Annotated in this window: 23 protein-coding genes; 14 read left to right on the top strand and 9 right to left on the bottom strand. The window is 73.7% G+C overall.

Annotation, left to right across the window (positions count from 1 at the left end):
* Nucleotide 1: 1 nt before the first annotated feature.
* Nucleotides 2–961, bottom strand: coding sequence for a TIGR03557 family F420-dependent LLM class oxidoreductase (locus HAV40_RS27505; RefSeq protein WP_166386247.1), 960 nt, complete (start codon nucleotides 959–961; stop codon nucleotides 2–4).
* 57 nt (nucleotides 962–1,018) lie between these two features.
* On the opposite strand from HAV40_RS27505, the gene HAV40_RS27500 reads away from it, so the two are divergent.
* Nucleotides 1,019–3,154: a RecQ family ATP-dependent DNA helicase gene (locus tag HAV40_RS27500; protein ID WP_166386246.1), complete on the top strand. Its 2,136-nt coding sequence runs from the start codon at nucleotides 1,019–1,021 to the stop codon at nucleotides 3,152–3,154.
* Here the strand turns inward: HAV40_RS27500 and HAV40_RS27495 are convergent.
* Nucleotides 3,151–3,426: a dsRBD fold-containing protein gene (locus HAV40_RS27495; RefSeq protein ID WP_166386244.1), complete on the bottom strand. Its 276-nt coding sequence runs from the start codon at nucleotides 3,424–3,426 to the stop codon at nucleotides 3,151–3,153. The genes HAV40_RS27500 and HAV40_RS27495 overlap by 4 nt on opposite strands.
* 98 nt (nucleotides 3,427–3,524) lie before the next feature.
* Here HAV40_RS27495 and HAV40_RS27490 point away from each other — a divergent pair, with 98 nt between their 5' ends.
* Nucleotides 3,525–4,496, top strand: coding sequence for a quinone oxidoreductase family protein (locus tag HAV40_RS27490; protein ID WP_166386242.1), 972 nt, complete (start codon nucleotides 3,525–3,527; stop codon nucleotides 4,494–4,496).
* Between the two features lies 1 nt (nucleotide 4,497).
* Here HAV40_RS27490 and HAV40_RS27485 read toward each other — a convergent pair whose 3' ends face one another.
* Entirely contained in the window at nucleotides 4,498–5,283 is a 786-nt protein-coding gene (locus tag HAV40_RS27485) for a carbohydrate-binding protein (protein ID WP_166386240.1), read from the bottom strand.
* Nucleotides 5,284–5,442: 159 nt separating this feature from the next.
* On the opposite strand from HAV40_RS27485, the gene HAV40_RS27480 reads away from it, so the two are divergent.
* Nucleotides 5,443–6,666 (top strand): YncE family protein, encoded by a 1,224-nt coding sequence (locus tag HAV40_RS27480; protein ID WP_166386239.1) that lies wholly within the window; start codon nucleotides 5,443–5,445, stop codon nucleotides 6,664–6,666.
* On the opposite strand, the gene HAV40_RS27475 is transcribed toward HAV40_RS27480, so the two are convergent.
* On the bottom strand, nucleotides 6,641–7,969 hold the full coding sequence (locus HAV40_RS27475; protein WP_166386237.1) for a hypothetical protein: 1,329 nt from the start codon (nucleotides 7,967–7,969) through the stop codon (nucleotides 6,641–6,643). The genes HAV40_RS27480 and HAV40_RS27475 overlap by 26 nt on opposite strands.
* A gap of 59 nt (nucleotides 7,970–8,028) precedes the next feature.
* Here HAV40_RS27475 and HAV40_RS27470 point away from each other — a divergent pair, with 59 nt between their 5' ends.
* Nucleotides 8,029–9,696: a hypothetical protein gene (locus HAV40_RS27470; RefSeq protein ID WP_166386235.1), complete on the top strand. Its 1,668-nt coding sequence runs from the start codon at nucleotides 8,029–8,031 to the stop codon at nucleotides 9,694–9,696.
* A 182-nt stretch (nucleotides 9,697–9,878) separates the two neighbouring features.
* Entirely contained in the window at nucleotides 9,879–11,429 is a 1,551-nt protein-coding gene (locus tag HAV40_RS27465) for an AMP-binding protein (protein WP_166386234.1), read from the top strand.
* Between the two features lie 26 nt (nucleotides 11,430–11,455).
* Here the strand turns inward: HAV40_RS27465 and HAV40_RS27460 are convergent, their stop codons facing one another.
* Nucleotides 11,456–12,631 (bottom strand): macrolide family glycosyltransferase, encoded by a 1,176-nt coding sequence (locus HAV40_RS27460; protein ID WP_166386232.1) that lies wholly within the window; start codon nucleotides 12,629–12,631, stop codon nucleotides 11,456–11,458.
* An 83-nt stretch (nucleotides 12,632–12,714) separates the two neighbouring features.
* Nucleotides 12,715–13,185, bottom strand: coding sequence for a GNAT family N-acetyltransferase (locus HAV40_RS27455; protein WP_166386230.1), 471 nt, complete (start codon nucleotides 13,183–13,185; stop codon nucleotides 12,715–12,717).
* Between the two features lie 80 nt (nucleotides 13,186–13,265).
* Here HAV40_RS27455 and HAV40_RS27450 point away from each other — a divergent pair, with 80 nt between their 5' ends.
* From HAV40_RS27450 to HAV40_RS27435, 5 genes are all read left to right on the top strand, one after another.
* The gene (locus tag HAV40_RS27450) at nucleotides 13,266–14,645 is read left to right on the top strand and encodes a pyridoxal phosphate-dependent decarboxylase family protein (protein ID WP_166386228.1); all 1,380 of its coding nucleotides are present in this window, start codon (nucleotides 13,266–13,268) and stop codon (nucleotides 14,643–14,645) included.
* A 49-nt stretch (nucleotides 14,646–14,694) separates the two neighbouring features.
* Nucleotides 14,695–15,684: a phosphotransferase gene (locus HAV40_RS27445; protein ID WP_166386226.1), complete on the top strand. Its 990-nt coding sequence runs from the start codon at nucleotides 14,695–14,697 to the stop codon at nucleotides 15,682–15,684.
* 77 nt (nucleotides 15,685–15,761) lie between these two features.
* Entirely contained in the window at nucleotides 15,762–16,514 is a 753-nt protein-coding gene (gene ppgK, locus HAV40_RS27440) for a polyphosphate--glucose phosphotransferase (protein ID WP_166386224.1), read from the top strand.
* Between the two features lie 3 nt (nucleotides 16,515–16,517).
* Nucleotides 16,518–16,640, top strand: coding sequence for a hypothetical protein (locus HAV40_RS38985; RefSeq protein WP_275413502.1), 123 nt, complete (start codon nucleotides 16,518–16,520; stop codon nucleotides 16,638–16,640).
* Nucleotides 16,641–16,733: 93 nt separating this feature from the next.
* On the top strand, nucleotides 16,734–17,132 hold the full coding sequence (locus tag HAV40_RS27435) for a hypothetical protein (RefSeq protein ID WP_166386222.1): 399 nt from the start codon (nucleotides 16,734–16,736) through the stop codon (nucleotides 17,130–17,132).
* Nucleotides 17,133–17,139: 7 nt separating this feature from the next.
* Here HAV40_RS27435 and HAV40_RS27430 read toward each other — a convergent pair whose 3' ends face one another.
* Together HAV40_RS27430 and HAV40_RS27425 are read right to left on the bottom strand one after the other, a co-directional pair.
* Nucleotides 17,140–18,366 (bottom strand): cytochrome P450, encoded by a 1,227-nt coding sequence (locus HAV40_RS27430; protein WP_166386220.1) that lies wholly within the window; start codon nucleotides 18,364–18,366, stop codon nucleotides 17,140–17,142.
* A gap of 1 nt (nucleotide 18,367) precedes the next feature.
* Complete coding sequence (locus tag HAV40_RS27425) at nucleotides 18,368–19,663, bottom strand: SGNH/GDSL hydrolase family protein (protein ID WP_166386218.1); 1,296 nt, start codon at nucleotides 19,661–19,663, stop codon at nucleotides 18,368–18,370.
* A 328-nt stretch (nucleotides 19,664–19,991) separates the two neighbouring features.
* On the opposite strand from HAV40_RS27425, the gene HAV40_RS27420 reads away from it, so the two are divergent.
* The 3 genes from HAV40_RS27420 to HAV40_RS27410 are packed head-to-tail and all read left to right on the top strand — an operon-like array spanning nucleotide 19,992 to nucleotide 24,239.
* Nucleotides 19,992–21,566 (top strand): AMP-binding protein, encoded by a 1,575-nt coding sequence (locus HAV40_RS27420; protein ID WP_166386216.1) that lies wholly within the window; start codon nucleotides 19,992–19,994, stop codon nucleotides 21,564–21,566.
* On the top strand, nucleotides 21,566–23,560 hold the full coding sequence (locus HAV40_RS27415; protein ID WP_166386214.1) for an MFS transporter: 1,995 nt from the start codon (nucleotides 21,566–21,568) through the stop codon (nucleotides 23,558–23,560). Before HAV40_RS27420 ends, HAV40_RS27415 begins: the two co-directional genes overlap by 1 nt.
* On the top strand, nucleotides 23,553–24,239 hold the full coding sequence (locus HAV40_RS27410) for an SGNH/GDSL hydrolase family protein (RefSeq protein ID WP_166386212.1): 687 nt from the start codon (nucleotides 23,553–23,555) through the stop codon (nucleotides 24,237–24,239). The genes HAV40_RS27415 and HAV40_RS27410 overlap by 8 nt, the downstream gene beginning before the upstream one ends.
* 155 nt (nucleotides 24,240–24,394) lie before the next feature.
* On the opposite strand, the gene HAV40_RS27405 is transcribed toward HAV40_RS27410, so the two are convergent.
* A complete protein-coding gene (locus HAV40_RS27405; RefSeq protein WP_166386210.1) occupies nucleotides 24,395–24,883 on the bottom strand; it encodes an isochorismatase family protein in 489 nt (162 codons plus the stop codon).
* Nucleotides 24,884–25,122: 239 nt separating this feature from the next.
* Between HAV40_RS27405 and HAV40_RS27400 the strand changes: the two genes are divergently transcribed.
* Nucleotides 25,123–26,184 (top strand): S1 family peptidase, encoded by a 1,062-nt coding sequence (locus HAV40_RS27400; RefSeq protein ID WP_166386208.1) that lies wholly within the window; start codon nucleotides 25,123–25,125, stop codon nucleotides 26,182–26,184.
* Nucleotides 26,185–26,219 lie beyond the last annotated feature (35 nt).

Below are 26,219 nucleotides of genomic sequence, written 5' to 3'. Positions count from 1 at the left end.
GCTACACGCCGGCCAGGGCGGGCAGGAGCTGCTTCTCGGCGAAGTCGAGGAAGTCGGGCTGGCTGTCGCCGCCGATCTGGACGAGCGCCACGTCGGTGAACCCCGCGTCGACGAACTCGCGTACGGCGGCGACGTGCCTGTCCACGTCCGGCCCGCACGAGATCTTCTCGGCGACCATCGCCGGGGTCATCACGGCCGTCGCCGCGGCGAACGAGCGCGGATGCGGCAGTTCGGCGTTGACCGCCCAGCCCAGGTCGAACCAGCGGAACTGGTCGTGGGCGATCCGGGCGCACGCGTCGGCGTCCGGTCCCCAGCAGATGGCGACCTGCCCGTAGCGCGGGCCGGTGCCGCCCGCGTCGGCGTACTGCCGGATCAGCTCGGGTTTCGGCTCGGTCGCGATCAGGGCCGCGTCGTGGCGGGTGGCCAGCCGGATCGAGGACGGACCGGACACCGCGACGCCGATCGGCACCGGAGAGTCCGGCAGGTCCCACAGCCGCGCCTCGGGCACCTCGAAGTACTCGCCGAGGTGGTGTACGACCTCACCGGCCAGCAACGGCCGGATGATCTCCAGCGCCTCGGACAGCATCGCGTGGCGCTGCGTGGCGTGCGGATACGCGCCGACGACGTGCTCGTTCAGGTTCTCCCCGGCACCGAGCCCGAGCGTGAAGCGCCCCTGCGACATGACGCCGATGGTCGCCGCCATCTGCGCCACCACCGTCGGGTGATACCGCATGGTGGGGCAGGTGACGAAGGAGACCAGCGGCAGCCGCTGCGTGGCGTGGGCGGCCGCGCCCAGCACCGACCAGGCGAACGGGGCGTGCCCCTGCTCGTCCAGCCACGGGTAGTAGTGGTCGGAGCAGACCGCGAAGTCGAACCCGGCCGCCTCGGCGCGCACCGCGTCGTCGACCAGCTCGCGCGGCCCGCGCTGCTCGGTCATGAGGGTGTATCCGATGTTGGTCATTTGCCCTGATTACCCGCCAGCGGTCAGGCTGACACCCCCGGCTGGTAGAACTGCGGGATGGCGGACGACAGGACGGAACTACGCGAACGTGCCGAAACGGTGCTACGGCGGCTCGCGGGCGAACACGCCGAGCTGCGGCCGGACCAGTGGCGGGCGATCGAGGCGCTGGTCGCCGACGCCCGGCGGGTGCTGTGCGTGCAGCGCACCGGCTGGGGCAAGTCCGCGGTGTACTTCGTCGCCACCGCCCTGCTGCGCGAACGCGGCCACGGCCCGACGGTGATCGTCTCCCCGCTGCTGGCGCTGATGCGCAACCAGGTCGACGCGGCGGCCCGCGCGGGCATCCACGCCCGCACCATCAACTCGGCCAACCTGGAGGACTGGGACCAGATCACCGCCGAGATCGCCGACGGCGCGGTCGACGTGCTGCTGATCAGCCCTGAGCGGCTCAACAACCCCGACTTCCGCGACAGCGTGCTGCCCCGCCTGGCCGCCACGACCGGGCTGCTCGTGGTCGACGAGGCGCACTGCGTCTCCGACTGGGGCCACGACTTCCGCCCCGACTACCGGCGGCTGCGCACCATGCTCGCCGAGCTGCCCACCGGCACGCCGGTGCTGGCCACCACCGCCACCGCCAACGAGCGCGTCACCACCGACGTCGCCGAGCAGCTCGGCGCGGGCGAGACGGCCGGACACCAGCCGCTGGTGCTGCGCGGCCCGCTGGACCGCGAGTCGCTGCGGCTGGCCGCGTTGCAGCTGCCCAGCCCCGCGCACCGGCTGGCCTGGCTCGCCGACCACCTGGACCAGATCCCCGGCTCCGGCATCGTCTACACGCTGACCGTGGCCGCCGCGCACGAGGCCGCCCAGTTCCTGGCCGCACGGGGCTACGCCGTGGCCGCGTACACCGGCCAGGCCGAGGACGCCGACCGCCGCGCCGCCGAGCAGGACCTGCTCGACAACAAACTCAAGGCGCTGGTCGCCACCTCCGCCCTCGGCATGGGCTTCGACAAACCCGACCTCGGCTTCGTCGTGCACCTCGGCGCACCCGCCTCGCCGATCGCCTACTACCAGCAGGTCGGCCGCGCGGGCCGCGCCGTGGCAGGGGCCGACGTGATGCTGCTGCCCGGCCCCGAGGACGCCGCCATCTGGCGCTACTTCGCCTCGCTCGCCTTCCCGCCCGAGGACCAGGTCCGCCGCGTCCTCGACGTGCTCGGCGCCGCCGGGCGGCCCGTGTCGACCCAGGCCCTCGAAGTGCAGGTCGACCTGCGCCGCAACCGCCTGGAGATGATGCTCAAGGTCCTCGACGTCGACGGCGCGGTCAAACGCGTCCGCGGCGGCTGGGAGGCCACCGGCCAGCCCTGGGCGTACGACACCGAGCGCTACGCGCGCATCGCCAAGGCCCGGCAGTCCGAACAGGACGCGATGCGCGACTACACCACCACGACCCGGTGCCGCATGGAGTTCCTCCGCCACACCCTCGACGACCCCGAGGCCCGCCGCTGCGGCCGCTGTGACAACTGCGCGGGCCCCGCCTACACCAGCGACGTCTCCGCCGACGCCCTCAACGCCGCGCACACCTTCCTCGGCCGCCCCGGCGTCCAGATCGAACCCCGCAAGATGTGGCCGACCGGCCTCGCCGCAGCGGGCGTGCCCCTCTCCGGCAAGATCCCAGCCGCCGAGCAGACCCTCCCCGGCCGCGCCGTGGGCCGCCTCTCCGACCTCGGCTGGGGCACCCGCCTGCGCGAACTCCTGGCCGTGGACAGCCCCGACACCACCCCGCCCCAGGACCTGCTCAACGTACTCATCGAAGTCCTCAAGGACTGGTCACACGGCTCCGACCCCTGGCCCACCCGCCCCGCCGCCGTGGTCGCCATCAACTCCCGCACCCGCCCGCGCCTCATCACCGGCGTGGCCGAACACGTGGCCCGCGTCGGCCGCCTCGACAACCTCGGCACCGTCGCGGGCGGCCCGCCCCCCGACCAGCCCAGAGCCAACAGCGCCCAGCGCGTCAAAGCCCTGCACGACGCCTTCGCCATCCCCGAGGACCTGGCCGAGAGGCTCCGCCACCTGTCCGGCCCCGTGCTCCTGGTCGACGACCAGCTCGACTCCGGCTGGACCATGGCCATAGTGGCCCGCCAGCTCCTCCAGGCAGGCGCTCCCGGTGTGCTCCCCCTGGTCCTGGCCACCACCTCCTAGACCGCCGGGTCACCCCCGTGCACATTCACCTCGACCTCGTCAGCAGCCGCCTCCAGCAGCCGGTGCGCCAGACCGGACAGCGCCCGCGCCCCCGCCATCTCCTCACCGATGGAAGCCCGCGGCCGGTCGACCGGGTGCCGCCGCGCCTGCCCCTCGGCGGTCAGCAACCGCCCCGACGGCAGCCGCATGTACGCGACAGCCCTGGTCAGGTCCGCGTCCTCCTCATACCGCAGCTCCACCGTCCAGGCCCTGGCCATCGTCGCGGTGTTCATCACGCGCCCCCTCCCGCTCGCTGCGATGCAGCTCTCATTGTCCCTCCGGGAACGCGCCCCAGCCCCCGCATCCGCCCCCGATGAGGCAGGCTCGGGGCATGGAGGCTGTTCAGATCACGCAGTACGGCGACGCCGACGTGCTCACCCCCACCGACGCCGAGCTGCCCGTGCCCGGACCCGGCCAGGCGGTCGTGGAGATCGCCGCGACGGGCGTCAACTTCATCGACGTGTACCACCGGATGGGCCGCTACCCGACGCCCCTGCCGTTCACGCCCGGCGTGGAGGCGGCGGGCCGGGTCGTCGCGGTCGGCTCGGAGGTGACCGGGACGGCGGTCGGCGACCGGGTCGGCTGGGTCATGGTCCCCGGCGCGTACGCGCAGGCCGCGGCGGTGCCCGTGGACCGGCTCGTGCCGCTGCCCGACGGCGTGTCCGACGAGACCGCGGCGGCGGTGCTGCTGCAGGGCATGACCGCGCACTTCCTGACCCACGACGTCTACCAGGTGCGGGCCGGTGACACCGTGCTCGTGCACGCCGCCGCGGGCGGCATGGGGCTGCTGCTGACCCAGCTCGTCACGCACCTGGGCGGCCGGGTCATCGGCACGGTGTCCACCGAGGCCAAGGAGCACCAGGCCCGGGTCGCGGGCGCGGCCGAGGTCATCCGCTACGACCAGGTCGACGACCTGGCGGACCGGGTGCGCGCGCTGACCGGCGGCGAGGGCGTGGCCGCGGTCTACGACGGCGTCGGCGCGTCCACGTTCGACGCGAGCCTGGCCTCCCTGCGCCGCCGCGGCGTGCTGGCCCTGTACGGCGCGGCCAGCGGCCCGGTGCCCCCGGTGGACCCGCTGCGGCTGATGGCGGCCGGTTCGGCGGTGCTGACCCGCCCGACGCTCGGCGACTTCGTGGTCACCCGGCAGGAGCTGCTGGAACGGGCCACCGACGTGCTGTCCCAGGTCGACGCGGGCACCCTGCACGTGTCGATCGGCGGCCGTTACCCGCTGGCCGAGGCGGCGCGGGCGCACGACGACCTGACCTCGCGGCGCACCACGGGCAAGCTGCTGCTGATCCCGTGAGCTACTGGACCACTTCCAGGTAGTCGACGTTCGGGCCACCCTCCCGGCTGGTGGCGGTGGCCCGGACGGTGTTCGTGCCCGCGATCAGGGTCACCGTGACCGTCACGGTGTTCCAGTCGTCCCAGCTGCGCATCGCGTCGAACCGCACGTCGCGCAGCACGGTGCTGCCGTTGACGCTGATGTCCATGGCGCGGCTGCAGCAACTGGCGTTGGCGAAACGCAGCCGCAGGGTCGCCGTCCCGGCCGCGCCCGGCACGCTCCACTGCAGGAAGCTGCCGGAGGCGTTGTCGTAGTCGACGAAACCCGAGCCGCTGTAGCCGCTGTGGTCGCTGGCCGTACGGGCCTGGGACAGGCTCGCCGACTCGGCCTCGTGCCGCACGGTGCGCTGCGGCGCGGGCGGTGGGGGCTGCTGGGGCGGTGCCGGTGAGGCGGCCGGTGACGGCGGCGAACCCGTGCCCGACGGCGCGGCCGACGGGGAGGCGCTCGCCGAGGACCGGGCGGCGGGCGTACGCGGGGCGGGGGTGTGCGCCACCGGTGCGTCCGGGTTCGCCGGTGCGGCGACGGGCGCGGCGCTCGGCTCGTCGTCCCACGGCAGCGCGTCGTTCCACGTCGCGGGCCGGTGGACGGTGGTGAGGATGAGCAGGATCAGCGCGGCGGTGAACACTCCGGTGGCCACCAGTGGCAGGCCGCGCAGCCGCTCCAGCAGCGGAATGCGGATCCGCCGCCGGCCCTCGTACCCGAAATCGTCCTCCACCGCGAGCTGCCTGCCGTCTGTAGTTCCGGTCACGGTTACGAGCGAGAAACGTAATGGGCGGGTGCCCGTCGCGCACCGGCCGCTCGGTCAGCAAATCCGGAGCCGACGGTCAACCCGCCGCCGCCATCGTGCCAGTCCTCATCGACGACCGTCGTACGGGAACCACGGCGCGGCCCCGCGACTCGACCGGGCATGACGAACAGACGAGACGTCCTGGCCCTGTTCGGCGCGGGTGCCGTGGCAGCGCTGACGGGCTGCCGCACGGCGTCGCCGACGACCCCGGCGGGCGTGCCGGACCTGGTGCTGGTACGAACCGGCGGCGGGCTGGCCGTGCTGCGACCATCCGGAATGGACCACCTCGGCGCCGGGCTGGCCACCCCGGACGGCGCGACCGTGTACGCGGCCACCCCGGTGGGTGTGCACACCGAGCTGACCGCGATCGAGACCCGGACCGGGCGGCGTACGGCGGGACCGCGGCTGGCCGGGGCGTGGGAGCCGCGGGTCGCCTCGGCGAACGGGCGGCTGGTGGCGCTGGCCGCGCCCGGCTCCGGCGAGGTCACCCACGTGCCCTCCGGTCGGGCGCGCACCCCGCTCGTGATCGCGGACGGCGTACGCGAGATGGCCCGGCTGGAACTGGCCGGCAACATCGTCCCGGACGCGTTCACGTCCGGCGGCGAGGGCCTGTTCGTGCTGGACTGGCTGCCCGCGTCCGCCCCCGACCGGTATCGGGTGCGCCGGGTCGACGTCGCCACCGGGCAGGCGTCGGCGCTGCTGACCAAGGTGAAGACGCCGGTGCCGCCGGGGGCCGAGGAGGAGATGAGCGGCGAGGGCCGGATGGCGGTGTACGCCCCGAACCGGCAGGTCCTCTACACCCTCTACACGCACCAGCCGGACCACCGGCACACCCGTGACCTGGTCGCGGGCCGTCCCGGCAACGTGCACGCGTTCGTGCACACGCTGCACCTGGCCGAGCAGTGGGCGTTCTGCGTCGACCTGCCCGCGCCGTTCGGCGAGGGACCGGGGGCGGGACACGCGCTGGCCATCACGCCCGAAGGCGGCGAGTTCCACGTCGTCGACGTGACCAGCGGTCACCACGCGACGGTCGAGACGCAGGGGCTCAGCGTGCGCGAGACCGGCGCGGGGCCGCGCGGGACGGGGACCGCGTACGCCGCGGCGACGTTCCGGCAGGTGCTGGTCGCGGTCGGGAGCAGGGTGCACGTGCTGCCGCGCGACGCCGCGCCGGTGTGGCGCGACTGGGACGCCGGGGGCGTGGTGCGCGGCCTGGCCGCCAGCCCCGACGGCAAGCGGGTGTACGCCGCCCTGCCCGACACGCTCACCTGGTTCGACGCCGAGACGGGGCAGCGCCTGGGATCGGTCGCCGTCCCCGGCCTCAGCGCCCTGAACCGGGTGCTGTGACGACCGGCGGCACGTCGGGCCGAGGCTCGGTGCTCGCTGGACCGGTCCGCCGCCGGGCCCGGCCGAACGGGGCGATCCCGGCGGCGGCCAGGCCCAGCAGCCAGGCCGGGGCGAGCAGCGCGGACAGGACGGCGTACCAGGGCAGCCGCCAGGTCCACGACGGGCCGGTGGCGGCGCTGGTCTCGCCGCCGGTCCACGGACGCGCGGCCAGCGACCAGGCCAGGAACGCGTCGCCGACGGGCAGTTGCCCGCCCAGGTAGCGGCGGGTGCCGTCCCACTGCACGGCCAGCCCGGCCGCCTCGGCCAGACCGGTGAGGGCCGCGGCGGCCGGGGCGTCGCCGTAGACGACGGCGTCGCCGAGGGCCACCGCGCTCGCCGACAGGCTCAGCCCCCCGACCAGCGGCCCGGAGTCGACGTCGCCGGCGAGGTCCACGCCGCGCGGGTGCTCGCGGATGCCGGGCACGCCGGGCACGGTCGAGGCGAACCTCTCCCGGAACACCGCCCAGTCGCGCGCACCCGCCGCCGGGTCCACCTCGCGCAGGAAGCGCAGGATCATGACCTGCGAGGTGGCCCGCGCGCCACTGGTCGGCTGCCCGGTGGCCGGGTCGACGGTGTGCGGCAGCAGCCCGGTCGCCGGGTCGCGGCGGGCGTCCGCCGCGGCGAGCCAGTCCCGGACCAGGTCCGCGCGGTCGGCGCCGGTCAGCGTGCCCGCCAGCCGCACCGCGGCGAGGCCGACGGCGCTGTCGCAGGGCCAGGCCTGCCCCGGGTATGCGGTGAGGAACGGCGACCCGGTCGCGTCGAGCTGCCGCCGGAACGCCGTGGCCAGCACGTCGGCGTCCGCGCTCAGCCGCGCCCGCTCCGGCGCGCCCGACCCGTCGAGCGCGACCACGCCGCCCCGCAACCAGGTCGCCCAGCCCTGATAGAACACCCCGTACGGCGGGTCCAGCGACGCGTCGAAGACCGCGCTGCCCTGCGCCGAGTCCACGTGCGACAGGGCCCAGCGCGCCTCGGCCAGCGCCCGCGGGGTGAGCTGCGCACTGCGCGCACCGACGTCGAGCCAGGTCAGGCCGTAGAGCGTGTAACTGAAGAACCAGCCCTCGGGGAACAGTCGCTGCATCCGCGCGGCGCTGCCGCCGTCGAGCGCCGCGCGCTGGAAGGCGAGCCGGGGCAGCGCGTCCGCGACGATCTCCGCGTCGGTGCGGGCCAGCGGGCCGGCCGCGTGCAGCCGGGACACCTCGATGCCCGCCAGGCCGGTCGACGCCAGCACGAGCAACACCGTGAACGACCGCACCAGCCTGCGCATCGGGAGATCGTAGACGGGCGTGCATGCGTAGGGTCGGCCCGCAGGCCTACTATCAGCCGGTGACCCAGGGTGTGGAACCAGTGGACCTGTTGCGGCTCATCGGATCCGCGGCGCACGACTACGACAGCATGGACGAGCTGGAGCAGGTGCTGCTGCCCGCCGACGGCCTGCATCCGCTGGCCGCGCAGGCCGTCGCACCGATCCTGGCGTTCGCCGCGGACCCCAAGACGCGCCTGCCCGACCAGCTGCTTATGCTGGTCGGCGAGCTGGCCGCGCACCCGGCCGGCGAACCGGTGCGCCAGGCGCTGCGCGCGTTCATCGTCACGCTGCGTAACCTGTCCGAACTCGACGACCACAGCGTCGTCGAGGAGTCGACCGCCCTGCTCGGCTGGTGCGGCCCCGACCCGTCGCTGTCGGCGGTGCTGCTGGCCCGCGCCCGGGAGTACGCCGACGACTATCGCCGGGTCACCCCGCTGGTGACGGCGGCGCAGCTCGACCCGGCCGCCGCCGCGGACTGGCTGCCGGAGTTCCTGGACCCGTCGCGCTCGTCCACGGTGCGGGTCGCGGCGGTGCTGGCGATGCGCGAGGCCGGGCTGACGGCCACCGCGCAGGCCGCCGCCGCGCTGACCGCCGGCTGGGCCGCCGACCCGGACGCGCTGCGCTGGACCACCCGCCGCGGCAAGCTCGCCGACCTGGTCGAGTACGCCGGGGGCGGGGACGCGGCACGCGAGAACCTGCTGCTGACCGCGATCGCGCGCGACGGGCAGGCGCAGGCTCGCCGTGACGTCGCGCAGACCCTGGCCGACCGGGCGGCGGCGCAGACCCTGCCGGTGCAGGCGCAGGCCCTGCTCTGCTCGTTCCTGGACGACCCGGAGGAGCGGGTGCGCCGCTGCGCGTACCGGGCCGTGGTCGCCGACGACGCGCTGACCCGCCGCCAGGCCGACTGGCTGGCCGACGCGGTGACGCGCGGCGCCCGCATGCGCCGCTCCGCGCTGGACGCGCTGATCCGGGTCGGTGACCCGCGCTGGACCGAGCACGCGGAGGCCGCGCTGCGCGGCGGCTGGACCCCGCCCCGGCTGCCCGGCGCGCTCGCGGAGCTGTCCACGCTGGGGGAGTCCCTGCGCGAGGCGGTGCTGCACCGCGTGGTGGACCTGGCCACCACGATCGACGTGAACCGCTCGGCCAAGACCACCGCCAAGGAGCAGCGCGAACTCGTCGGGCTGCTGCGGGTCCTCGGCGTCGCGGCCGACCCGGCTGCGGTCGGCGCGCTGGCCCGGCACCTGGCCCAGATGACCTGGCCGGCCCGGCTGTGGGTGGCCGAGTTCCTGGCCGAGGCGGGCCGCGGCGACGCCGAGGTGGTCGACGCGATCGCCGCGATCGCCAACGGCGAGGTCATCTACCTGCGGCTGCTGTGGCTGGCCGGGGGCGACGACACGCCGCTGCGGGCCGCCATCGCGGTCGCCCCGCGCCGGGACGTGCTGGCGGCCGTGGCCGCGGCCGAGGTGTTCGGCGACGCCGACCCGGACGTGGCGGCCAGGCTGCGCGAGATCCGCGACAGCGACGCCGACCTGAAGGACCGGTTCGCGGCCGCGGGCGCGCTGTGGGAGCTGACCGGCGACCCGGCCGAGGCGGCGGCGACGGTCCGGGAGGCGCTGGACGCCCCGTGGCTGCGTACCCGGCAGCGGGCGCGGGAGCTGGCCGACCAGCTCGGGCTTGCCCGCGACTGATCGGGAAAGCGCTCCATAGCACAGTTGTGACCGCGCGGCGTCCACTGAGGAGACACATGCATTTCGATTGTCGACGAATGGCTGCGATCTCGTAACCAGCGCTATGGTGCCGGTTCGGAAGCGCGCCATGTCGACGAAGCCAGGATGCGCAAGTGTTCGGTCGAGCCACGGGAGTGTCCGGGATGGACCAGCGCGACCAGGAAAACTATGCGGCCCAGGCGCTGGCCGTCTTCGACGGGTACGGCACGGACGAGGCGATCGTGCACGGGCCCCGGCGGCTCACGTACGCCGACCTCGCCTCCGGCATCAGGGCCATGGCCGCCACGCTGTACGAGAACGGCGTGCGCTCCAACACGGCGGTCGGCATCCTGGCCGGCAACCCGCCCGAGTCGATCCTCGTGCAGTTCGCCCTGCACCTGCTCGGCAGCCGCTCGGTGTGGCTGGCCCCGAACGCGCCTGCGCAGCTGTGCGCCGACTACCTGGCGCTGGCCGACGTGGAGGCGTTCGCGTACGACGCGCGCACCCACGCCCCGCTGGGCGAGCAGCTCGCGGCGGACGCCGACGACCTGACCGTGTTCTGCTTCGGGCCGGGCGTCGGCATCGACCTCGCCGCGCCCCGGCGGCCCGGAGCGGCGCAGCTCGGCCTGCCTCCGTCGGTGCGCGAGCCGCAGTCGCTGTTCCAGACCGGCGGCACCACCGGGCGGCCCAAGCTGGTGCACCACCGGCACGGGTTCTTCAAGGCGGTGCAGGCGGTCGCGGCCAGCTACCAGGTCACCGACGGCCGCCCGCTGCGGCACCTGGCCGTCGGCGGGTTCTGGCACTCCAGCCAGCAGGTCGCCGCGATGATCACGCTGCTCACCGGCGGGGTGCTGGTGCTGCACGACCGGTTCACGGCCGAGGACTTCCTGGCCACCGTGGAGCAGGAGCGCATAACCAGCGCCACCCTGCCGCCGCCGATGCTCTACCAGCTGCTCGACCATCCGAACCTGGCCAAGACCGACACCAGCAGCCTGATCACGCTGTCCTGCGCGGGCAGCGCCGCCGCCCCGACCCGGTTGGCCGAGGCCGTCGCGCGCTTCGGACCGGTGCTGCGCCCGGTGTACGGCATGAGCGAGGCGACCTTCATCGCCGCGTACCCGAACCTGGCCCACGATCCGGCGCACCCGGAACGGCTCGGCTCGTGCGGGCGGCCCTATCCGGGGGTGCGGGTCGAGATCCGCAACGAGCGCGGCGGGGTCGTCCCGTCCGGGCAGATCGGCGAGGTGTGGGTGTCGGCGGCACTGATGACCGCCGGTTACTGGGGCCAGGCCGAACTGACCAGCCGCACCATCGTCGACGGCTGGCTGCGCACCGGCGACCTGGGCAGGCTCGACGCCGACGGCTACCTGTTCCTGGTCGACCGTCTCAAGGACATGATCGTCACCGGCGTGACCTCGACGAACGTCTACTCGCGTACGGTCGAGGACGCGCTGCTGCGCCACCCGCAGGTCCGGGCCGCCGCCGTGATCGGCGTACCGCACCAGAGTATGGGCGAGGCCGTCTACGCCTTCGTCGTCCCCGCCGACGACGCCGTGATCACCGCCACCGACCTGCGCGCCTGGGCGGTCACCGAACTCAACGAACTCTGGGCCCCCCACACCGTCGAATTCCTCCCCGACCTCCCCCTCACCGACGTAGGCAAGGTCGACAAGAAAGCCCTCCGCGCCCTCCGCGTCGCCCCCTCCACCGCCTGAACCCGCCGGAGGGGGTGGGAAGTGGGTCAGGGGAGGGCGGACTCGATGAGGGCGGCGGCCAGGGGGGTGCCGGGGTAGGCGCGGAGTTCGGTTTGGAGGCGCGTCAGCGCTTGGCGTACGCCCTGGTCGGTGGTCAGGTTTTCGACGGCGGTGCGCAGGGCGGCGGCGGTGGCGGTGGGGGCCAGTGGGTGGCCCGCGCCCAGTTCGGCGACGCGTTGGGCGTTGACCTCCTGCTCGGGGGTCTGCGGCACGGTGAGCATGGGGACCCCGGCGTGGATCGCCTCCAGGATGCCGCCCATGCCCGCGTGCGTGACGAAGGCGGCCGCGTGGGCCAGCACGTCGAGCTGCGGCACCGTCGCCGCCACGGTGACGTTCGCGGGCAGCGGGCCGAGTTCGGCGGGGTCGGTGCGCTCGCCGACGGCCAGTACGGCCTGCCACGGGCTGCCGGTGAACGCTTCGACACAGGTGCGGTAGAAACCGGGCAGGCGGTTGTAGACGGTGCCGAGCGAGACCAGTACGACGGGCCGGCCGGGGTCGGGGGGTGTCCAGCGGGCCTGGAACGGCCGTGGGCCGGTGCACGGCCCGGTGAAGTGGTGGCGTCCGCTGAACGTCTCCGCCCGGAACTGCATGAACCGGGGATAGAGCAGCAGCTGCGCCAGCGGCTGGAAGGCGCGGACCGCGTCGGGGTCGACGCCGTGGGCGGCCGCGAACGTGTCTAGCTGCACCTGGTGCTCGGGCATACCCGGCCGGGGCGTGACGGTCAGGCCCAGGTGCCGGGCGATGGACCAGTGTTCGTTGGCCGCCTGGAAGCTCTGGAACTGCACGGCGGGCAGCTGTTCGCCGATCGCGATGAGCCGCCCGGCGAGGCTCTGCATCCCGAAGACCATCAGGTCGGGCCGGTCGTCCCGGAAGTACGGCGCGAGCTGCGGCAGGGTGGCGCGGGCCTCGTCGAGGAACGCCTCCCGCACGGTGGTGATGTAGTCGGCCCGCTCCGGTCGCCGCAGGTCGCGGTTGCTCTCGGCGGGCAGGCCCGACAGGTACGGCAGCACTGTCGCGCCGGTCGCCGCGACCGCCTCGGCGCGCGCCGCCACGGTGGCGTAACTGACCCGGTGGCCGCGCCGGATCAGCTCCGTCACGATCGGCAGGGTCGGGTACACCTCGCCGACCGTAGGCGCGTTGACGAATGCGATGTGTCGGCCCATCCGCACAGCGTCGGGGGGCGGGGCGGTCGCGCTCAAGCGCCCATCGGACCGTCTACTGTGGCGTAACGGTCGATGGACCTCGATCAGAGCCTGCGGCCGAGGTAGGTCAGCGGCCCGGGCACGTCGATCACGTGCATGCCGACCCGCTCGGCGAAGGAGCGCGCCGCGAGGTTCTCGGCGGCCACGCCCAGGTGCACGGCGGGCACCCCGGCCTCCTGTAGCGCCAGCACGAGCCGCCCCATCAGCGCCCGGCCGTGGCCCTGCCGCCGGTGCTCGGGCAGCACGTCGATCCGCAGGTGCGCCGGGTACGCCGCGAGCGCGGGCACGACCAGGCGCTCCGGGGTGTGCAGCAGGTGCCGCATGAGCTCGTCGCCGTCCCGGGGCGCGGCGCCGTCCAGCGCGGGGTGGCGGCCGGTGACCAGCGGCAGCCACTTGCGCCGGAGACGTTCGGCGAACGCCTGGGTGTCGCCGGTGGCCAGCACGTATCCGATGGCCTTGTCGTCGGCGTCGGCCAGCATGAAGGCGAACTGCGGCTCCAGCTGGGCGTAGGTCATGCGCGGAAGACTACCTGGAAGCGCTCCCATGTGCGCGCCCGTCGATCGCCGCAGCAGTCCGATGTAGCAGAGTGCAGGGTATGACCGCCCGACCCGAGGACTACGCGCCCGCGCTGGATCACGCCGTCGCCCATACGCTCGCCTGGCTGTCCTCGCTGCCCGACCGCCCGGTGCGGCCCCGCGCCGACGCCGACGAGCTGGCCGCCGCGTTCGGCGGTCCGCTGCCGGACGGCCCCACCGACGCCGCCGAGGTCGTCGACGAGCTCGCGCGGCGTGCCGAGCCCGGCCTCATGGCGATGCCGTCGGGCCGCTTCTTCGGCTGGGTCATCGGCGGCACGCTGCCCGCCGCGCTCGCCGCGGACTGGCTGGTCAGCGCGTGGGACCAGAACGCCACCCTGCGCTACGCGACGCCCGCCGTCGCCGCGATCGAGGAGGCCGCCGCGCGCTGGGTCCTCGACCTGCTGGGGCTGCCCGGTCACGCCGACGTCGGCTTCGTGACCGGCGCGACCATGGCCAACTTCACCGGCCTGGCCGCCGGACGCCAGCACGTGCTGGCCGAGGCCGGGTGGGACCTCGACACCCTCGGCCTGACCGGCGCGCCCCGGGTGCGCGTCATCGCGGGCGCGGAGCGCCACGCCACCCTCGACCAGGCGCTGCGCTACCTGGGCCTGGGCGCGCCGACCCTGGTTCCCGCCGACGGCGAGGGCCGCATCCGGCTCGACGCGCTCGCCGACGAGCTGGCCCGTGGTGCCGGCCCGGCGATCCTGTGCCTGCAGGCGGGCAACATCCACTCCGGGGCGTACGACGACATCGGCGCGGCCTGCGCGCTCGCCCGGCAGCACGGCGCGTGGGTGCACGTGGACGGCGCGTTCGGCCTCTGGGCCGCCGCCTCCCCGGCGACCCGGCACCTGCTCTCCGGGCACGAGCTGGCCGACTCCTGGGCCACCGACGCGCACAAGACCCTCAACGTGCCCTACGACTGCGGCATCGTCGTGGTCGCGCGCCCCGCCGCGCTGCGGGCCGCGATGGGCACCCAGGCCAGCTATCTGGTACGCGCCGAAGCCGGTCCCGCCGACCCGCAGGACAAGGTCCCCGAGCTGTCCCGCCGGGCCCGCAGCGTGCCGGTGTGGGCGGCGCTGCGCTCGCTCGGCCGCACCGGCGTCGCCGACCTGGTCGACCGGCTCACCCGGCACGCCCGCGCGCTCGCCGACGGCATCGGCGCGATCGAGGGCGCCACGATCCGCAACGACGTGGTGTTCACGCAGGTCTGCGCCACGTTCGGCGACGACGCCCGGACCCGCGAGGTCACCGCCCGGCTGCTCGCCGACGGCACCGCCTGGATGTCCGGCTCCCGCTGGCAGGACCGCGACGTGCTGCGGGTGTCGGTCAGCAACTGGTCCACCGACGACGCCGACGTGGCCGCCTCGATCGAGGCCGTACGCCGCGCCGCCGCCCGATGACCGCCCCCGGCCCGCCCACGGTCGTCGGCCGCCTGCCCGCCGCGTCCCGATGACCGCGCCGTGGACGCCCGAGCACGAGGTCGACGCCGCGCAGGCGGCGCTGCTGATCGCCGAGCAGTTCCCCGCACTGGCCGGACAGCCGGTGGTCCCGCTGGCCACCGGCTGGGACAACACCGTGCACCTGGTCGGCGGGCAGTGGGTGTTCCGCTTCCCGCGCCGGGAGATCGCGCTGCGGCTGCTGGTTCACGAGACCGCGGTGCTGCCCCGGCTCGCCGGGCGGCTGCCGCTGCCGATCCCGCGTCCGGAGTTCCTCGGCACGCCGTCGGCGCGGTTCCCGTGGCCGTTCTGGGGCGCCCGCCTGTTGCCAGGAGTCGAACTCGCCGACACGGGCCTGCCTGACGACCAGCGCACCCACGCGGCTGTGGACCTGGGCGGCTTCCTGCGCCGCCTGCACGACCCGGCTCTGGCTGTACTGATCGCGACCGTGTCGCCGGCCGGAGTCGCCGCGGCCGCCACGACCACGCCAGGCGACAGGTCACCCGAGGCCGGGCCTGCGGTGGTGCTGCCGCACGATCCGATGCGGCGCGCGGACCCCGGCGTACGGGGGCCGATGGCGCGGGAGCGGCTGGCCGCCCTCAGCGCCGCGGGCCTGTGGCAGCCGGACCCGGCCGTGTTCCGGCTGCTCGACGAGGCGGAGCCGCTCGGCCCGCCGGACGGCCCGCCCGTGCTGGTCCACGGCGACCTGCACCAGCGGCACCTGCTGCTCGCCGGGGACGGGCGCGCCGCGGGCGTCATCGACTGGGGTGACGTGTGCCTGGCCGACCCGGCCGTCGACCTGTCCCTGGCGTACGGCGGCTTCGCCGGCGGGGCCCGCGCCGCCCTGCTCGCCGCGTACGGGCCCGTTCCGCCCGAGCGTGCGGCGCGGGCGCGGGTGCTGGCCGTGCACCTCAGCGCGGTGCTGGCCGAGTACGCCCACGCCGAGAACCGCGCCGCGCTGCTGCGGGAGGCGCTGGCCGGGATCGGGCGCGCGGCCCGCTGACCTGATCACCTGTAATCCGCCGGGGGAAGGTCGCTTGTGGGACGTGGACGCCGGGGCGGGCGGCATAGACTGAGGCAATGGCGATTCTGGGCATCGACATCGGCGGCTCCGGTATCAAGGGCGCCCCGGTGGACGTCACCACCGGCACCCTGGTCGAGGAGCGGTTCCGGGTGGAGACACCGCAACCGTCCGACGTGACCAGTGTGGTGGCCGCGGTCGCCCAGGTGGCCGCGCACTTCGACGCGACCGAGCGGATCGGGGTCACCTTTCCCGGCGTGGTGCTGCACGGGGTGACCCGCACCGCCGCCAACGTGGACAAGTCCTGGCTCGGCGCGCCCGCCCGCGACCTGTTCACGCAGGCCGTCGGCGTGCCCGTGACGGTGCTCAACGACGCCGACGCGGCAGGTGTCGCCGAGATGACCTTCGGCGCGGGCAAGGGCCGCAAGGGCGTCACGATCATGCTGACCCTGGGCACCGGCATCGGCAGCGCCGTGTTCATCGACGACCGGCTGGTGCCCAACACCGAGTTCGGGCACCTGAAGATGAACGGTGAGGACGCCGAGGAGCGCGCCTCGGCGCACGCGCGCGAGGTCGACAAGCTCGGCTGGAGCAAGTGGGCCAAGCACGTCGAGGAATACCTGCGCGAGATGGAGAACCTGTTCAACCCGGACCTGTTCATCATCGGCGGCGGGGTCAGCAAGAAGTCCGAGAAGTTCCTCCCGCTGATCGACATCCGCACGCCCACGGTCCCTGCGGTCCTGCTCAACGAGGCCGGGATCGTCGGCGCCGCGCTCGCGGCAACCGGATCCCAACCGGCGGGGGAGGCGTAGCGGATGAGGATCGGCAACACGGAGATCAGGCCGGTCGGCGGGGCCTGGGGATGTCTCGCCATGATCGCGGTCTCGATCCTGCTCTCGGTGCTCTGCACGGTCGGGCTCAACCTGATCGGCCGGTGACCGGGAACGCGCATATCCGCCACGACCAGGCCATCGCCGTTGGACAATGTGCGCAGCACCGGTGCCCTGCCGCCGGGCGACCGAGGAGTCGCGATGGCTTTTCAGGACCGCATGACCCTGCGCAACATGTACCTCTATCTGGTCTGCCTGATCACCCTCGTGATCTCGATCTTCGCGGCGGTCAACCTGGTCCGCAGCACGGTCGAGCTGCTCTACCCGGACCCCGGCTACTACGGCTACGTGCCCCGCTGCGCTGAGAGCAAGCCCGGCCAGGTGTGCACGCCCGCCGAGGAGTCGGCCTTCGCCGCCGAGCAGAAGAGGATCGAGGAGCTGACCCGCGACTCGCAGCGCCGCCAGGCGGTGCTGAGCATCGTCGGCTCGGCCACCACGCTGGCCATCGCGGTCCCGGTCTACATCTACCACTGGAAGCGCATCCAGGACGAGCTGCCACCGCGCGCAGCGGTCACCAGCGGCGAACCGCCGCCGGCGTGACGGCGGGTCAGGCGAGGGTCAACCAGAGCTGATCGTGGCCGCGCAGCATCAGCTGGCGGGGCGTGCCGGGCGCCTCGGCGAGCCGGATGTCGCCGAAGCGGTCCAGCAGCATGGCCAGGCCGCGCTGCCCTTCGAGGCGGGCCAGCGCCGCGCCCAGGCAGTAGTGCGCGCCGCCGCCGAAGCTCAGCGTCGACGTCTCGGTGCGGTCGGGGTCGAACACGTCCGGGTGGGCGAACTGCGCCGGGTCGCGGTTGGCGGCCGCCAGCAGCACCAGCACCCAGCATCCGGCTGGGATCGGCACCCCGGCGACCTCGGTGTCCTGGGCGGCCCAGCGCACCGAGAAGTGGGTGGGCACCTCGTAACGCAGGATCTCCTCGACGTACTGCGGGGTCAGGGACAGGTCGGCGCGCAGCCGGGCCAGTGCCTCGGGCCGTTCCAGCAGCAGGGTCAGGCCGTTGCCGAGCAGGTGGGTCGTGGTGACGAAGCCCGCGTTGAACACCACGATCAGGTTGGCGACCAGCTCCTCCTCGGACAGCTGCCCGCCGTCCGACTCCAGCGCCTGCACCAGCGCGCTGACCAGGTCGTCGCGCGGCTCCTCGCGCCGCCGCGCGGCCAGGTCGGCGAAGTACGGCGTGATCTCCTCGGCTGCCGTGTTGGCGGCGGCGACGTTGTCGGGGGTCGCGCCGCCGAGTTCCAGGATCGCGCCCAGGGCCAGCGCCCGGGGGCGGTACCAGGCGCGGTCGGCGGCGGGCACGCCGAGCAGTTCGCCGAGCACGTCGGCGGGCAGCGGGAAGGCGAACTCGCTCATGAAGTCGACCTTCGCGCCACCGCCCGCCTGCTCGGCGAGACGGTCCAGCAGCCCGGCGGTGAGCCGTTCCACGGCGGGGTCGAGCGCGTTGACCCGGCGCGGGGTGAACGCCTGGTTGAACATCTTGCGCATGCGGGTGTGCCGGGGCGCGTTGGTGAAGAAGACCGAGTCCATGAACACGGCGTGCGCCCGGTTGCCCTCCCAGGAGGGCTTGGCCCCGAGCAGGGTCTCGTCCATCACCTTGAACGTCGCCGAGTCGCGCAGCACGGCCGCCGAGGCCTCGTACCCGTGCACGACGTAGCTGTACCGGTCATCGGGCGCGACCTTGCAGACCGGGCCGAGTTCGTGCAGCCGCGCGTAGAACGGGTAGGGATCGCGGCGTACCTCGTCGGTGTGCAGCGACGCGAGCGAGACCTCGGCGACCACGTCAGTCCTCGTCCTCGTCGTCCAGCAGCAGGTCGAGCGGGATCGCCTTGGCCATCGCCTCGTTGCCCGCGTCGTTCGGGTGGATGTGGTCGCCGCTGTCCCACTCCGGGCGCAGCTTGGTCGGGTTGGCCGGGTCGCGCAGCGCGGCGTCGAAGTCGATGACCCCGTCGAACTCGGTGCTGGTCCGGATGTACGAGTTCACCTGCAGCCGCACCGAGTCCAGCGTCGGGGTGTACGCGACCACGCCCGGCGCGGACTCGAACGCGTTCCACGGGCTCAGCGTGCACACGATGACCTTCAGCCCCGCCTGCTTCGCCACCGAGGCCATCTGCTGGATGCGCGCGATGATGTTGTCGGCGTTGTCCTGGCTCAGCCACACGTCGTTGATGCCCAGCGCCAGGATGACGGTGCGCACCCCGGTCTGCCCGAGCACGTCGAAGTGGAACCGGGACGCGCCGTTCATGCCCAGCTCGTTGACGCCGAGGTCGGCGCCGTTGAGGGTGAGCCGGTTGCCGGACAGGCCCGCGTTGAGGATGCCGGGCGCGTTGCCGCCGGGCGCCTCCTTGACCAGCCGCGCGCCGAGGAAGTCGGTCCACCGCCGGTCGGCGTTGACGGTCGTCTTCAGGCCGTCGGTGATCGAGTCGCCGAGCACCACGATCGAGCCCTGCCCGGTGCGGTTGAGCACGTCGAGCCCGGCCAGGTAGTACCAGTTGTTGCGGGTCTCGGCGAGCTTCGCGCCGCTGGCCTCGCCGGCGTGGTCGCCGGTGCCGATGTAGCTGGTCTCGCGGGAGTACAGGTGCCAGGTGGCCGGGTTCGGCTTGGCCTGCGCGGGGACGTACAGGGTGACCGCGATGTCCTGCGAGGCGGGGACCTCCATCGGCACCGGGTCGCTCACCGCGCTGCCGCCGGACGGGATGGTGACCTGCTTCTGCCCGTTGAACGTCGCGTCGACCACCGAGCCGGGCTTCAGATCGCCGGGGCCCGCCTCGGGCCAGGGCAGGGCGAGCGTGGCGCGGCCGATGGTGAGCGGCGCGGTGCCGTAGCGGTTGGACAGCCGGATGCGGGCCTGCGTGCCACCGACCGAGGTGTGGACGAACATCCTGATCGTCTGGTCGGAGAAGCCGTCCTTGGACTTGCCCGCGCCGGCCGGGGTCAGCGCCGCGGACCAGGAGCCGGTCCAGGCCTCCGGCTCGGGGGCGACGGCCTGGCTGTTCGCGGTGGCGACCAGCAGGGTCGAGCCGACGGTCACCAGGGTGACCAGGGCCATCAGGAATTGCCGTTGCCGGGGGCTGTTCATCGGCGCGAAGCTCCTCGGTCGCTGAGGGGTGTGTCGACCATCGATCACCGGGACCCGGGCGTCGCGCAGCGGGCTGGTGTCAGGTCGGCAGTCTAAGCCGATCGGCGTGCCGTTGGCACCATCGGAATCGATGTGCCGTCCGCTCAATACGTCTGCATACGCAAATGTCCCGATTGGAAAATGATGAGTGTACGAATCGACGACCCGAGGTGGTGGCTGATTCATCCCGGCGGCGGTATCGTCCCCGCGTAGGCCGCTGCCACACACCAGGAACCGGCCTATCATCAGCGAATCCGCTGCCTCCTGAACGAACTGGGGTGACTCGACCGTGGGCGATCGGACATACGATCCGGCAGGCAACTACGCCGCGAAGGCATTGACGTTATTCACCGTATTCGGTGACGCCGAGGCGCTCGTCGCGGTCGACGGCCGGCGCTACTCCTACGCCGAGGTGCACGCCGAGGTGATCGCGATGGCGGGAGCGCTGTGGGCCCACGGCATACGCCCCGGACAGGCGCTGGGCGTGCTCGCCCGCAACCCCGCCGAGTCGATCTTCCTCCAGCTCGCGGCGGGCCTGATGGGTGTGCGTACCGCGTGGATCGCCAACAACGCCCCGCCCCGGTTCCGGCGCGGTTTCCTCGACCTCGCCGAGGTCGACGCGTTCGTCTACGACGCGGGCAAGCTGCCCGAGATGGGTGCGGAACTGGCCGCGCTCGCCGCGCCGCGGCCCGTGTTCTGCTTCGGGCCGGGCGGCGCGGGGCCGGACCTGACCGCGCAGCCGCGCGCGACCGAGCTGCCGTTCGACCCGGCCACGGTCACCGACGAGCCGTCGTCGCTGTTCCAGACCGGCGGCACCACCGGCTCGCCGAAGCTGGTGCACCACGGGCACCGCTTCTTCGCCGCCCTGCACGCCCTGTCCGACTACTACGTGGCCAGCGGCCAGCCCACCCTGCGGCACCTGCTGATCGCCGGGACCTGGCACGTCAGCGCGCAGACGGCGGTGTTCATGACGCTGTTCACCGGCGGCACCGCGTTCCTGCACGACGGCCTGGACTACCCGCTGTTCTACGACACGATCGAACGCGAGCGCATCAACAGCACCCTGCTCGCCCCGCCGCTGCTGTACGTGCTGCTCGACGACCCCAAGTCGGCCGGAGCCGACTTCAGCAGCCTGCACACGCTGACCGTGTCCGGCGCGGCGGCCTCCCCGGCCCGGCTCACCCAGGCCATCGAGCGCTTCGGCCCGGTGCTGCGCATCGTGTACGGCATGAGCGAGTCCCCTTTCATCTCCGCGCTGCCCGAGCTCGACCACGACGAGGCGCACCCGGAACGGCTGGCCTCGTGCGGCATCCCGTACGGCGACGTGCGGGTGCAGGTGCGCGACGAGGACGGGCAGGTGCTGCCGCCCGGCGAGGTCGGCGAGGTGTGGATCACCGGGTCGCTGATGATGAGCGGCTACTGGGGCATGCCGGAGCTGACCGCGCAGACGCTGGTCGACGGGTGGCTGCGCACCGGCGACGTCGGGCGGCTGGACGCCGACGGCTACCTGTACCTGCTGGACCGGGTCAAGGACATGATCGTGACCGGGTTGAGCAGCACCAACGTGTTCTGCCGCCCGGTCGAGGACGCGCTCGCCGCCCATCCCGAGGTGCTGGCCGCCACCGTCATCGGCGTGCCGCACGAGCTGGAGGGCGAGGCGGTGCACGCGTACGTGGTGCGTACGCCCGAGGGCACGGTCACCGGCGCGGAGCTGATCGCGCTGGCCGCCGCCGAACTCAACGCCATGTGGGCACCGCAGCAGGTCGAGTTCATCGAGTCCTTCCCGCTGACCGAGTCCGGCAAGGTCGACAAGAAGGCACTGCGGGAGCGGTACGCCGCCCGCACGGGTTCTGGAGGGCACTGATGACGATCCACGCCGCACCCGCGGTCGGTGACCCGGCGTCGGAGCAGGCCGAGCCGGCCGCGGCGCTGCCGGTGCTGGCCGCCGAGGCGGTGTCGACGCTGGCCACCCGGATGTCACTGCTGGTGGTGCCGTGGCTGATGCTGGTCTCCGGTGCCGACTGGCGCGCGACCGGGCTGGTCGCGGCGGCGCAGGTGCTGGCGTACCTGCTGGCCGGGCCGGTGGGTGTCGCGCTGGCCGACCGGCTGCGCCCGGTGCGGCTGGCGGTGTCGGCCGACCTGCTCAGCGCGCCCGCGCTGGCCGCGATCGCCTACTTCGCGCTGCCCGACTCGGCGCTGGCCGCCACGTCGGGAGTGCTCGGCACGATCGGCCTGGGTGTGCTGGCCGCGCTGGCCGGTGGGCTGCGCGCCATCAGCGACCGGGCCCGCGACGCGGTGCGCGCCGACAGTGCCGACGACGGCGGACGGCCGCCGGTCGCCGGTGCGGTCCGCGCACTGCAGGTGATCGTCGTACTGGCCGGTGGCGCGGCGGCGGGTGTGCTCGCGGTGCGCCTCGGCGCGGCCGGAGTGCTGTGGCTCGACGCGGTGCTGTGCCTGCTCGGCGCGGCGATGCTGGTGCAGGCGGTCACCGTCCGGCCGCGACCCGACGGGGTGAAGCCTCCATCCGAAGTGCTCACCGGCGAGGTCCTGCCCGCCGGTTCCGACGCGGCGCGATCCGCTGATGAGACGCGGGCATCCGACCGGGACGGCTCGGCGTCCGGTGCAGAGGGCGAAGTGACGTCCGACGGCCGTGCCACCACCGGCCAGGTCCCGGGCGAGGCGGCATCCGATGGCCGTGTCGCCGCCGCCGACCGGGTCGCCGGCGATCCACGGCTCAACGGCCGGGTCGCGAACCCGCCGGGTGACGACGCGCAGCCGTCCACCGCTGCCGACCAGTTCGGCGACGGGCCGGTCGCGCGCGGGCGGCACGCGGCGGAGGAACCCCGCCCGGACGACGGGCGGCAGGTCCTGCCCATCGCCCGCACCCAGGCCCGGGACCTGCGGCGCGGCGCCATGGCCGAGTTGCGGGCCGACGGGCTGGTACGCCGCCTGGCGGCCGTGCTGTTCGTGACGAACCTGCTGGTGCAGGCCGGTGCTGTGCTGCTGGTCGCGGCCTGGGTCGAGCACGTGCTCGGCGAACCCGACCTGCTCGGCCTCGTCGGCGGGGCGTTCGCGCTCGGCGCGGTGACCGGTGCGGTGGTGCTGACCGGGCTGACCCGCGCGCCGTCGCGCCACCTGCTGCTGGCACTGGCCTTCCTGGCCGGTGGCGGGGCCGCCGCCGTGGCCGGGGGACTGCCGCCGGTGCAGCTGATCGTCGCCGTCGTCGCGGCCGTCTGCGGGGCGACGATGTCGTCGGTGACGCCGCCGCTGGGCATGCTGCTGTCGCAGCGGGTGCCGGTGCCGGTGCGCAGCCGCGTCGGCGCGTTCGCGTCCGGCATCGCCTACCTGGGTGTGCCGCTCGGCACGGCGGCCGCGGCCTGGGCGCTGCCCCGGCTGGAGCTGCGCTGGGCACTGGCCGCCGCGGCCGGGGCCTACCTGGTGGCGCTGCTGGCCCCGGTGTTCGCGTACCGCACCTGGCGGCAGCTGAGCGCCGGTGCGCCGGCCGTGCTGACGGGCGCGGCACGGCTGCCCGCCCGGTTGTCGGTGACGCTGGCGTACGCCAACGGCCAGTGGCTGGTCGAGGTGCGCAAGGGCCGGGCCCTGCTCGGCTCGCGGCACCTGGTGAAGAGCGCCGAGGCGCTGAACATGCTGGCCCTGCTCGACGTTCCCGGCGTACGCCGCAGCGTCGAGGAGGCGCTCACCGTCGACCAGACCGAGGCGACCCGGCAGGCCGAGCGCATGCGCAGCGAGCTGGCCGAGCTGGAGGCGAAACTGGCCGGGCTGTCGGAGATGGCCGAGCTGAGCGAGGTGCGGGTGCCGGTGCAGCACAACCCCAACAGCAAGACGAACCATGGTTGACGGGTACGCCGCCACCCTGGAGGCGGCCGACCCGTACTGCCTGGATCCCGGCGAGGCGGCCGCGCTGCTGGCGGGGCACCCGTGGAAGCGGTTCGCGGTGCTCGGCGACAGCGTCGCCTCGGGCGTCGGCGACCCGGTGCCCGGATACGTGGAGCAGGCCTGGTGTGACCGCATCCGCAGCGAGCTGGCCGAACAGCAGCCCGACCTGTGCTACCTGAACCTCGGTGTGCGGGAACTACGGGCGGCGGAGATCCGCGAGCAGCAGCTTGCGGCGGCGGTGCGGTTCGCGCCCGATCTGGTGCTGATCTCGGCCGGGGGCAACGACGCGCTGCGGCGCTCGTACCAGCCGGACGCGGTCGACGCCGAACTCGGCGCGATGATCACCGCGCTGCAGGAGGCGGGAGCGGACGTCATCACGGTCGGCATGTTCGACGTCTCCTACGCCCCGTCGTTCCCCGAGCCGGTCAAACACCAGGTGGGGGAGCGGATGCGCATGCTGTCGGCGCGCACCGCGGCACTGTCCGCCCGCCTCGGCGCGATCCACGTCAACTGCACCGGCCACCCCGCCGAACGCGACCCGGCCAGCTACAGCGCCGACGGCGTACACGGCAACCTGCGCAGCCACAGCATCTGCGCCGCCCTCACCATCCGCCGCCTCGGCCTCCACCTCACCCCCTGACCAGCCCTCCACCCCCGGCCGCCCGCCCCGCCCCGCCCCTCCGCCGCAACTCTTAAAGAGTCGCGGCCTTGACGCCTGTTGAAGGCGCGGGTCTTTAAGAGTTGCGGCAGGGGTGGGGCGCCGCGCCGCGCGGCTCGGCCGGTCGGCGGGGGGGATCAGAGGTAGTCGGCGGTGGTGTGGACGCGGCCCAGGCGGGGGAAGGTGCGGCGGACGGCCATCTCGTGTTCGTCGGTGGCCAGGCCGGACATGGCGTCCTCGACGAACTCCAGGTCGTAGCCGATGTCGCCGGCGGCCCGCGCGGTGGACTCGACGCCCATCGTGGTGACCAGGCCCGCCAGCACGAGCGTGGTCGCGCCCAGGCGCTGGAGCTGCTCGTGCAGGTCGGTGGCGTGGAATGCGCCGATGGATCGCTTCACCACGAGCACGTCGCCGGGCTGGGCGAGGCCGTCGACGAGGTCGCTGCCGGGCGGCTGGGTGGCCACGTTGGGCCGGTCGACGCGGACCAGCACGACCGGGCGGCCCGCGGCCCGGAACGCCGCGGCCAGCTGGGTGCACCGGCGCAGCACGTCCTCGCCGGAGTGCGGTTCGACGGGCAGGGCCACGATGCGCGGCATCAGGTCGATCAGTACGAGTGCCGAGGTCATGGTTTTGATCTTACGTCCGTCGCCGGACCTGCCGGTCAGCCGCCAGTTCACGGGGGTGGCCGCGTCTTCCCGCCGGGCGCATGGCCTGGACCTGAGGAGATTTGGCACATGCATTTAGCAACCTAAATATTGAAGATTCTTGCGACGTTTGGCATCGTGTTCCAGGACCGAGCGCCCCAACCGGGCAACCCGGTCACCTCCGGCATGTCACCACATGCCACAACCCCGAGGAGGAACCTGTGCTCAACACTCCCACCACGCGACGGCGCTTCACCGTCCGCGCGGCCGCCGCCACCCTGCTCGCCGCAGGGCTGCTGGTCCCGGCCACGGCGCAGGCCGCTCCGGCCGGCGGCACCGGCCCGGCGCTGACCGCCGACGCGGCCACCGCGCTCGCCACCGAGCTCGGCGCGGCCGGCGTCTTCGTCGACAACGCCGGCAAGATGGTCGTCAACGTCACCGACAGCGCGTCGGCCGACAAGGTACGGGCCGCCGGCGGCGTCGCCCGCCTGGTGACCCGCAGCGCCGCGCAGCTCCAGGGTGCGACCGCCGACCTGGACCGGCTGGCCCGCATCGCCGGCACCTCCTGGTACACCGACCCGATCAGCAACCAGGTGGTGGTCACCGCCGACAGCACCGTCACCGGTGCGAAGCTGGCCAAGCTGAAGGCCGTCACCGACCGGCTCGGCGACAACGTCCGGGTGGAGATCACCGCGGGCACGCTCAGCCCGACCATCTCCGGCGGGCAGGCCATCTACGGCGGCAACTCGCGCTGCTCGCTCGGCTTCAACGTGCGCAACTCCGCCGGTGTCTACTTCTTCCTCACCGCCGGGCACTGCACCAACATCTCCTCCAGCTGGTACGCCTCGTCGGGCGGCGGCAACTTCATCGGCACCCGCACCGGCACCAGCTTCCCGGGCAACGACTACGGCATCGTGCGCTACGACAGCGCCATCGCCCACCCTGGCAACGTCTACCTGTACAACGGCAGCTACCAGGACATCACCAGCGCGGGCAACGCCACCGTCAACCAGACCGTGAACCGCAGCGGCAGCACCACCGGCCTGCGCAGCGGCCGCGTGCTCGGCACCGGCGCGACCGTGAACTACCCGCAGGGCACCGTCACCGGCCTGATCCGGACCAACGTCTGCGCCGAGGGCGGCGACAGCGGCGGCTCGCTGTTCGCGGGCAGCGTCGCGCTGGGCCTGACCTCAGGCGGCAGCGGTAACTGCAGCACCGGCGGCACGACCTACTTCCAGCCGGTCACCGAACCGCTCAGCGTCTACGGCGTGAGCGTCTACTGAGGCCTCCTCCTCAGGTAAGGGCAGCCGCCGGGACC

The sequence above is a fragment of the Catellatospora methionotrophica genome, assembly GCF_011297335.1.
Classification (GTDB): domain Bacteria; phylum Actinomycetota; class Actinomycetes; order Mycobacteriales; family Micromonosporaceae; genus Catellatospora; species Catellatospora methionotrophica.
This window is presented reverse-complemented; position numbering and strand designations above follow the sequence as displayed.

Excerpts from the sequence above, each read along its gene's own strand:
- HAV40_RS27505 (WP_166386247.1), bottom strand. The coding sequence starts at position 961 with ATGACCAACATCGGATACACCCTCATGACCGAGCAGCGCGGGCCGCGC.
- HAV40_RS27500 (WP_166386246.1), top strand. The coding sequence starts at position 1,019 with ATGGCGGACGACAGGACGGAACTACGCGAACGTGCCGAAACGGTGCTA.
- HAV40_RS27495 (WP_166386244.1), bottom strand. The coding sequence starts at position 3,426 with ATGAACACCGCGACGATGGCCAGGGCCTGGACGGTGGAGCTGCGGTAT.
- HAV40_RS27490 (WP_166386242.1), top strand. The coding sequence starts at position 3,525 with ATGGAGGCTGTTCAGATCACGCAGTACGGCGACGCCGACGTGCTCACC.
- HAV40_RS27480 (WP_166386239.1), top strand. The coding sequence starts at position 5,443 with ATGACGAACAGACGAGACGTCCTGGCCCTGTTCGGCGCGGGTGCCGTG.
- HAV40_RS27475 (WP_166386237.1), bottom strand. The coding sequence starts at position 7,969 with ATGCGCAGGCTGGTGCGGTCGTTCACGGTGTTGCTCGTGCTGGCGTCG.
- HAV40_RS27465 (WP_166386234.1), top strand. The coding sequence starts at position 9,879 with ATGGACCAGCGCGACCAGGAAAACTATGCGGCCCAGGCGCTGGCCGTC.
- HAV40_RS27460 (WP_166386232.1), bottom strand. The coding sequence starts at position 12,631 with ATGGGCCGACACATCGCATTCGTCAACGCGCCTACGGTCGGCGAGGTG.
- HAV40_RS27455 (WP_166386230.1), bottom strand. The coding sequence starts at position 13,185 with ATGACCTACGCCCAGCTGGAGCCGCAGTTCGCCTTCATGCTGGCCGAC.
- HAV40_RS27450 (WP_166386228.1), top strand. The coding sequence starts at position 13,266 with ATGACCGCCCGACCCGAGGACTACGCGCCCGCGCTGGATCACGCCGTC.
- HAV40_RS27445 (WP_166386226.1), top strand. The coding sequence starts at position 14,695 with ATGACCGCGCCGTGGACGCCCGAGCACGAGGTCGACGCCGCGCAGGCG.
- ppgK (WP_166386224.1), top strand. The coding sequence starts at position 15,762 with ATGGCGATTCTGGGCATCGACATCGGCGGCTCCGGTATCAAGGGCGCC.
- HAV40_RS38985 (WP_275413502.1), top strand. The coding sequence starts at position 16,518 with ATGAGGATCGGCAACACGGAGATCAGGCCGGTCGGCGGGGCCTGGGGA.
- HAV40_RS27435 (WP_166386222.1), top strand. The coding sequence starts at position 16,734 with ATGGCTTTTCAGGACCGCATGACCCTGCGCAACATGTACCTCTATCTG.
- HAV40_RS27425 (WP_166386218.1), bottom strand. The coding sequence starts at position 19,663 with ATGAACAGCCCCCGGCAACGGCAATTCCTGATGGCCCTGGTCACCCTG.
- HAV40_RS27415 (WP_166386214.1), top strand. The coding sequence starts at position 21,566 with ATGACGATCCACGCCGCACCCGCGGTCGGTGACCCGGCGTCGGAGCAG.
- HAV40_RS27410 (WP_166386212.1), top strand. The coding sequence starts at position 23,553 with ATGGTTGACGGGTACGCCGCCACCCTGGAGGCGGCCGACCCGTACTGC.
- HAV40_RS27405 (WP_166386210.1), bottom strand. The coding sequence starts at position 24,883 with ATGACCTCGGCACTCGTACTGATCGACCTGATGCCGCGCATCGTGGCC.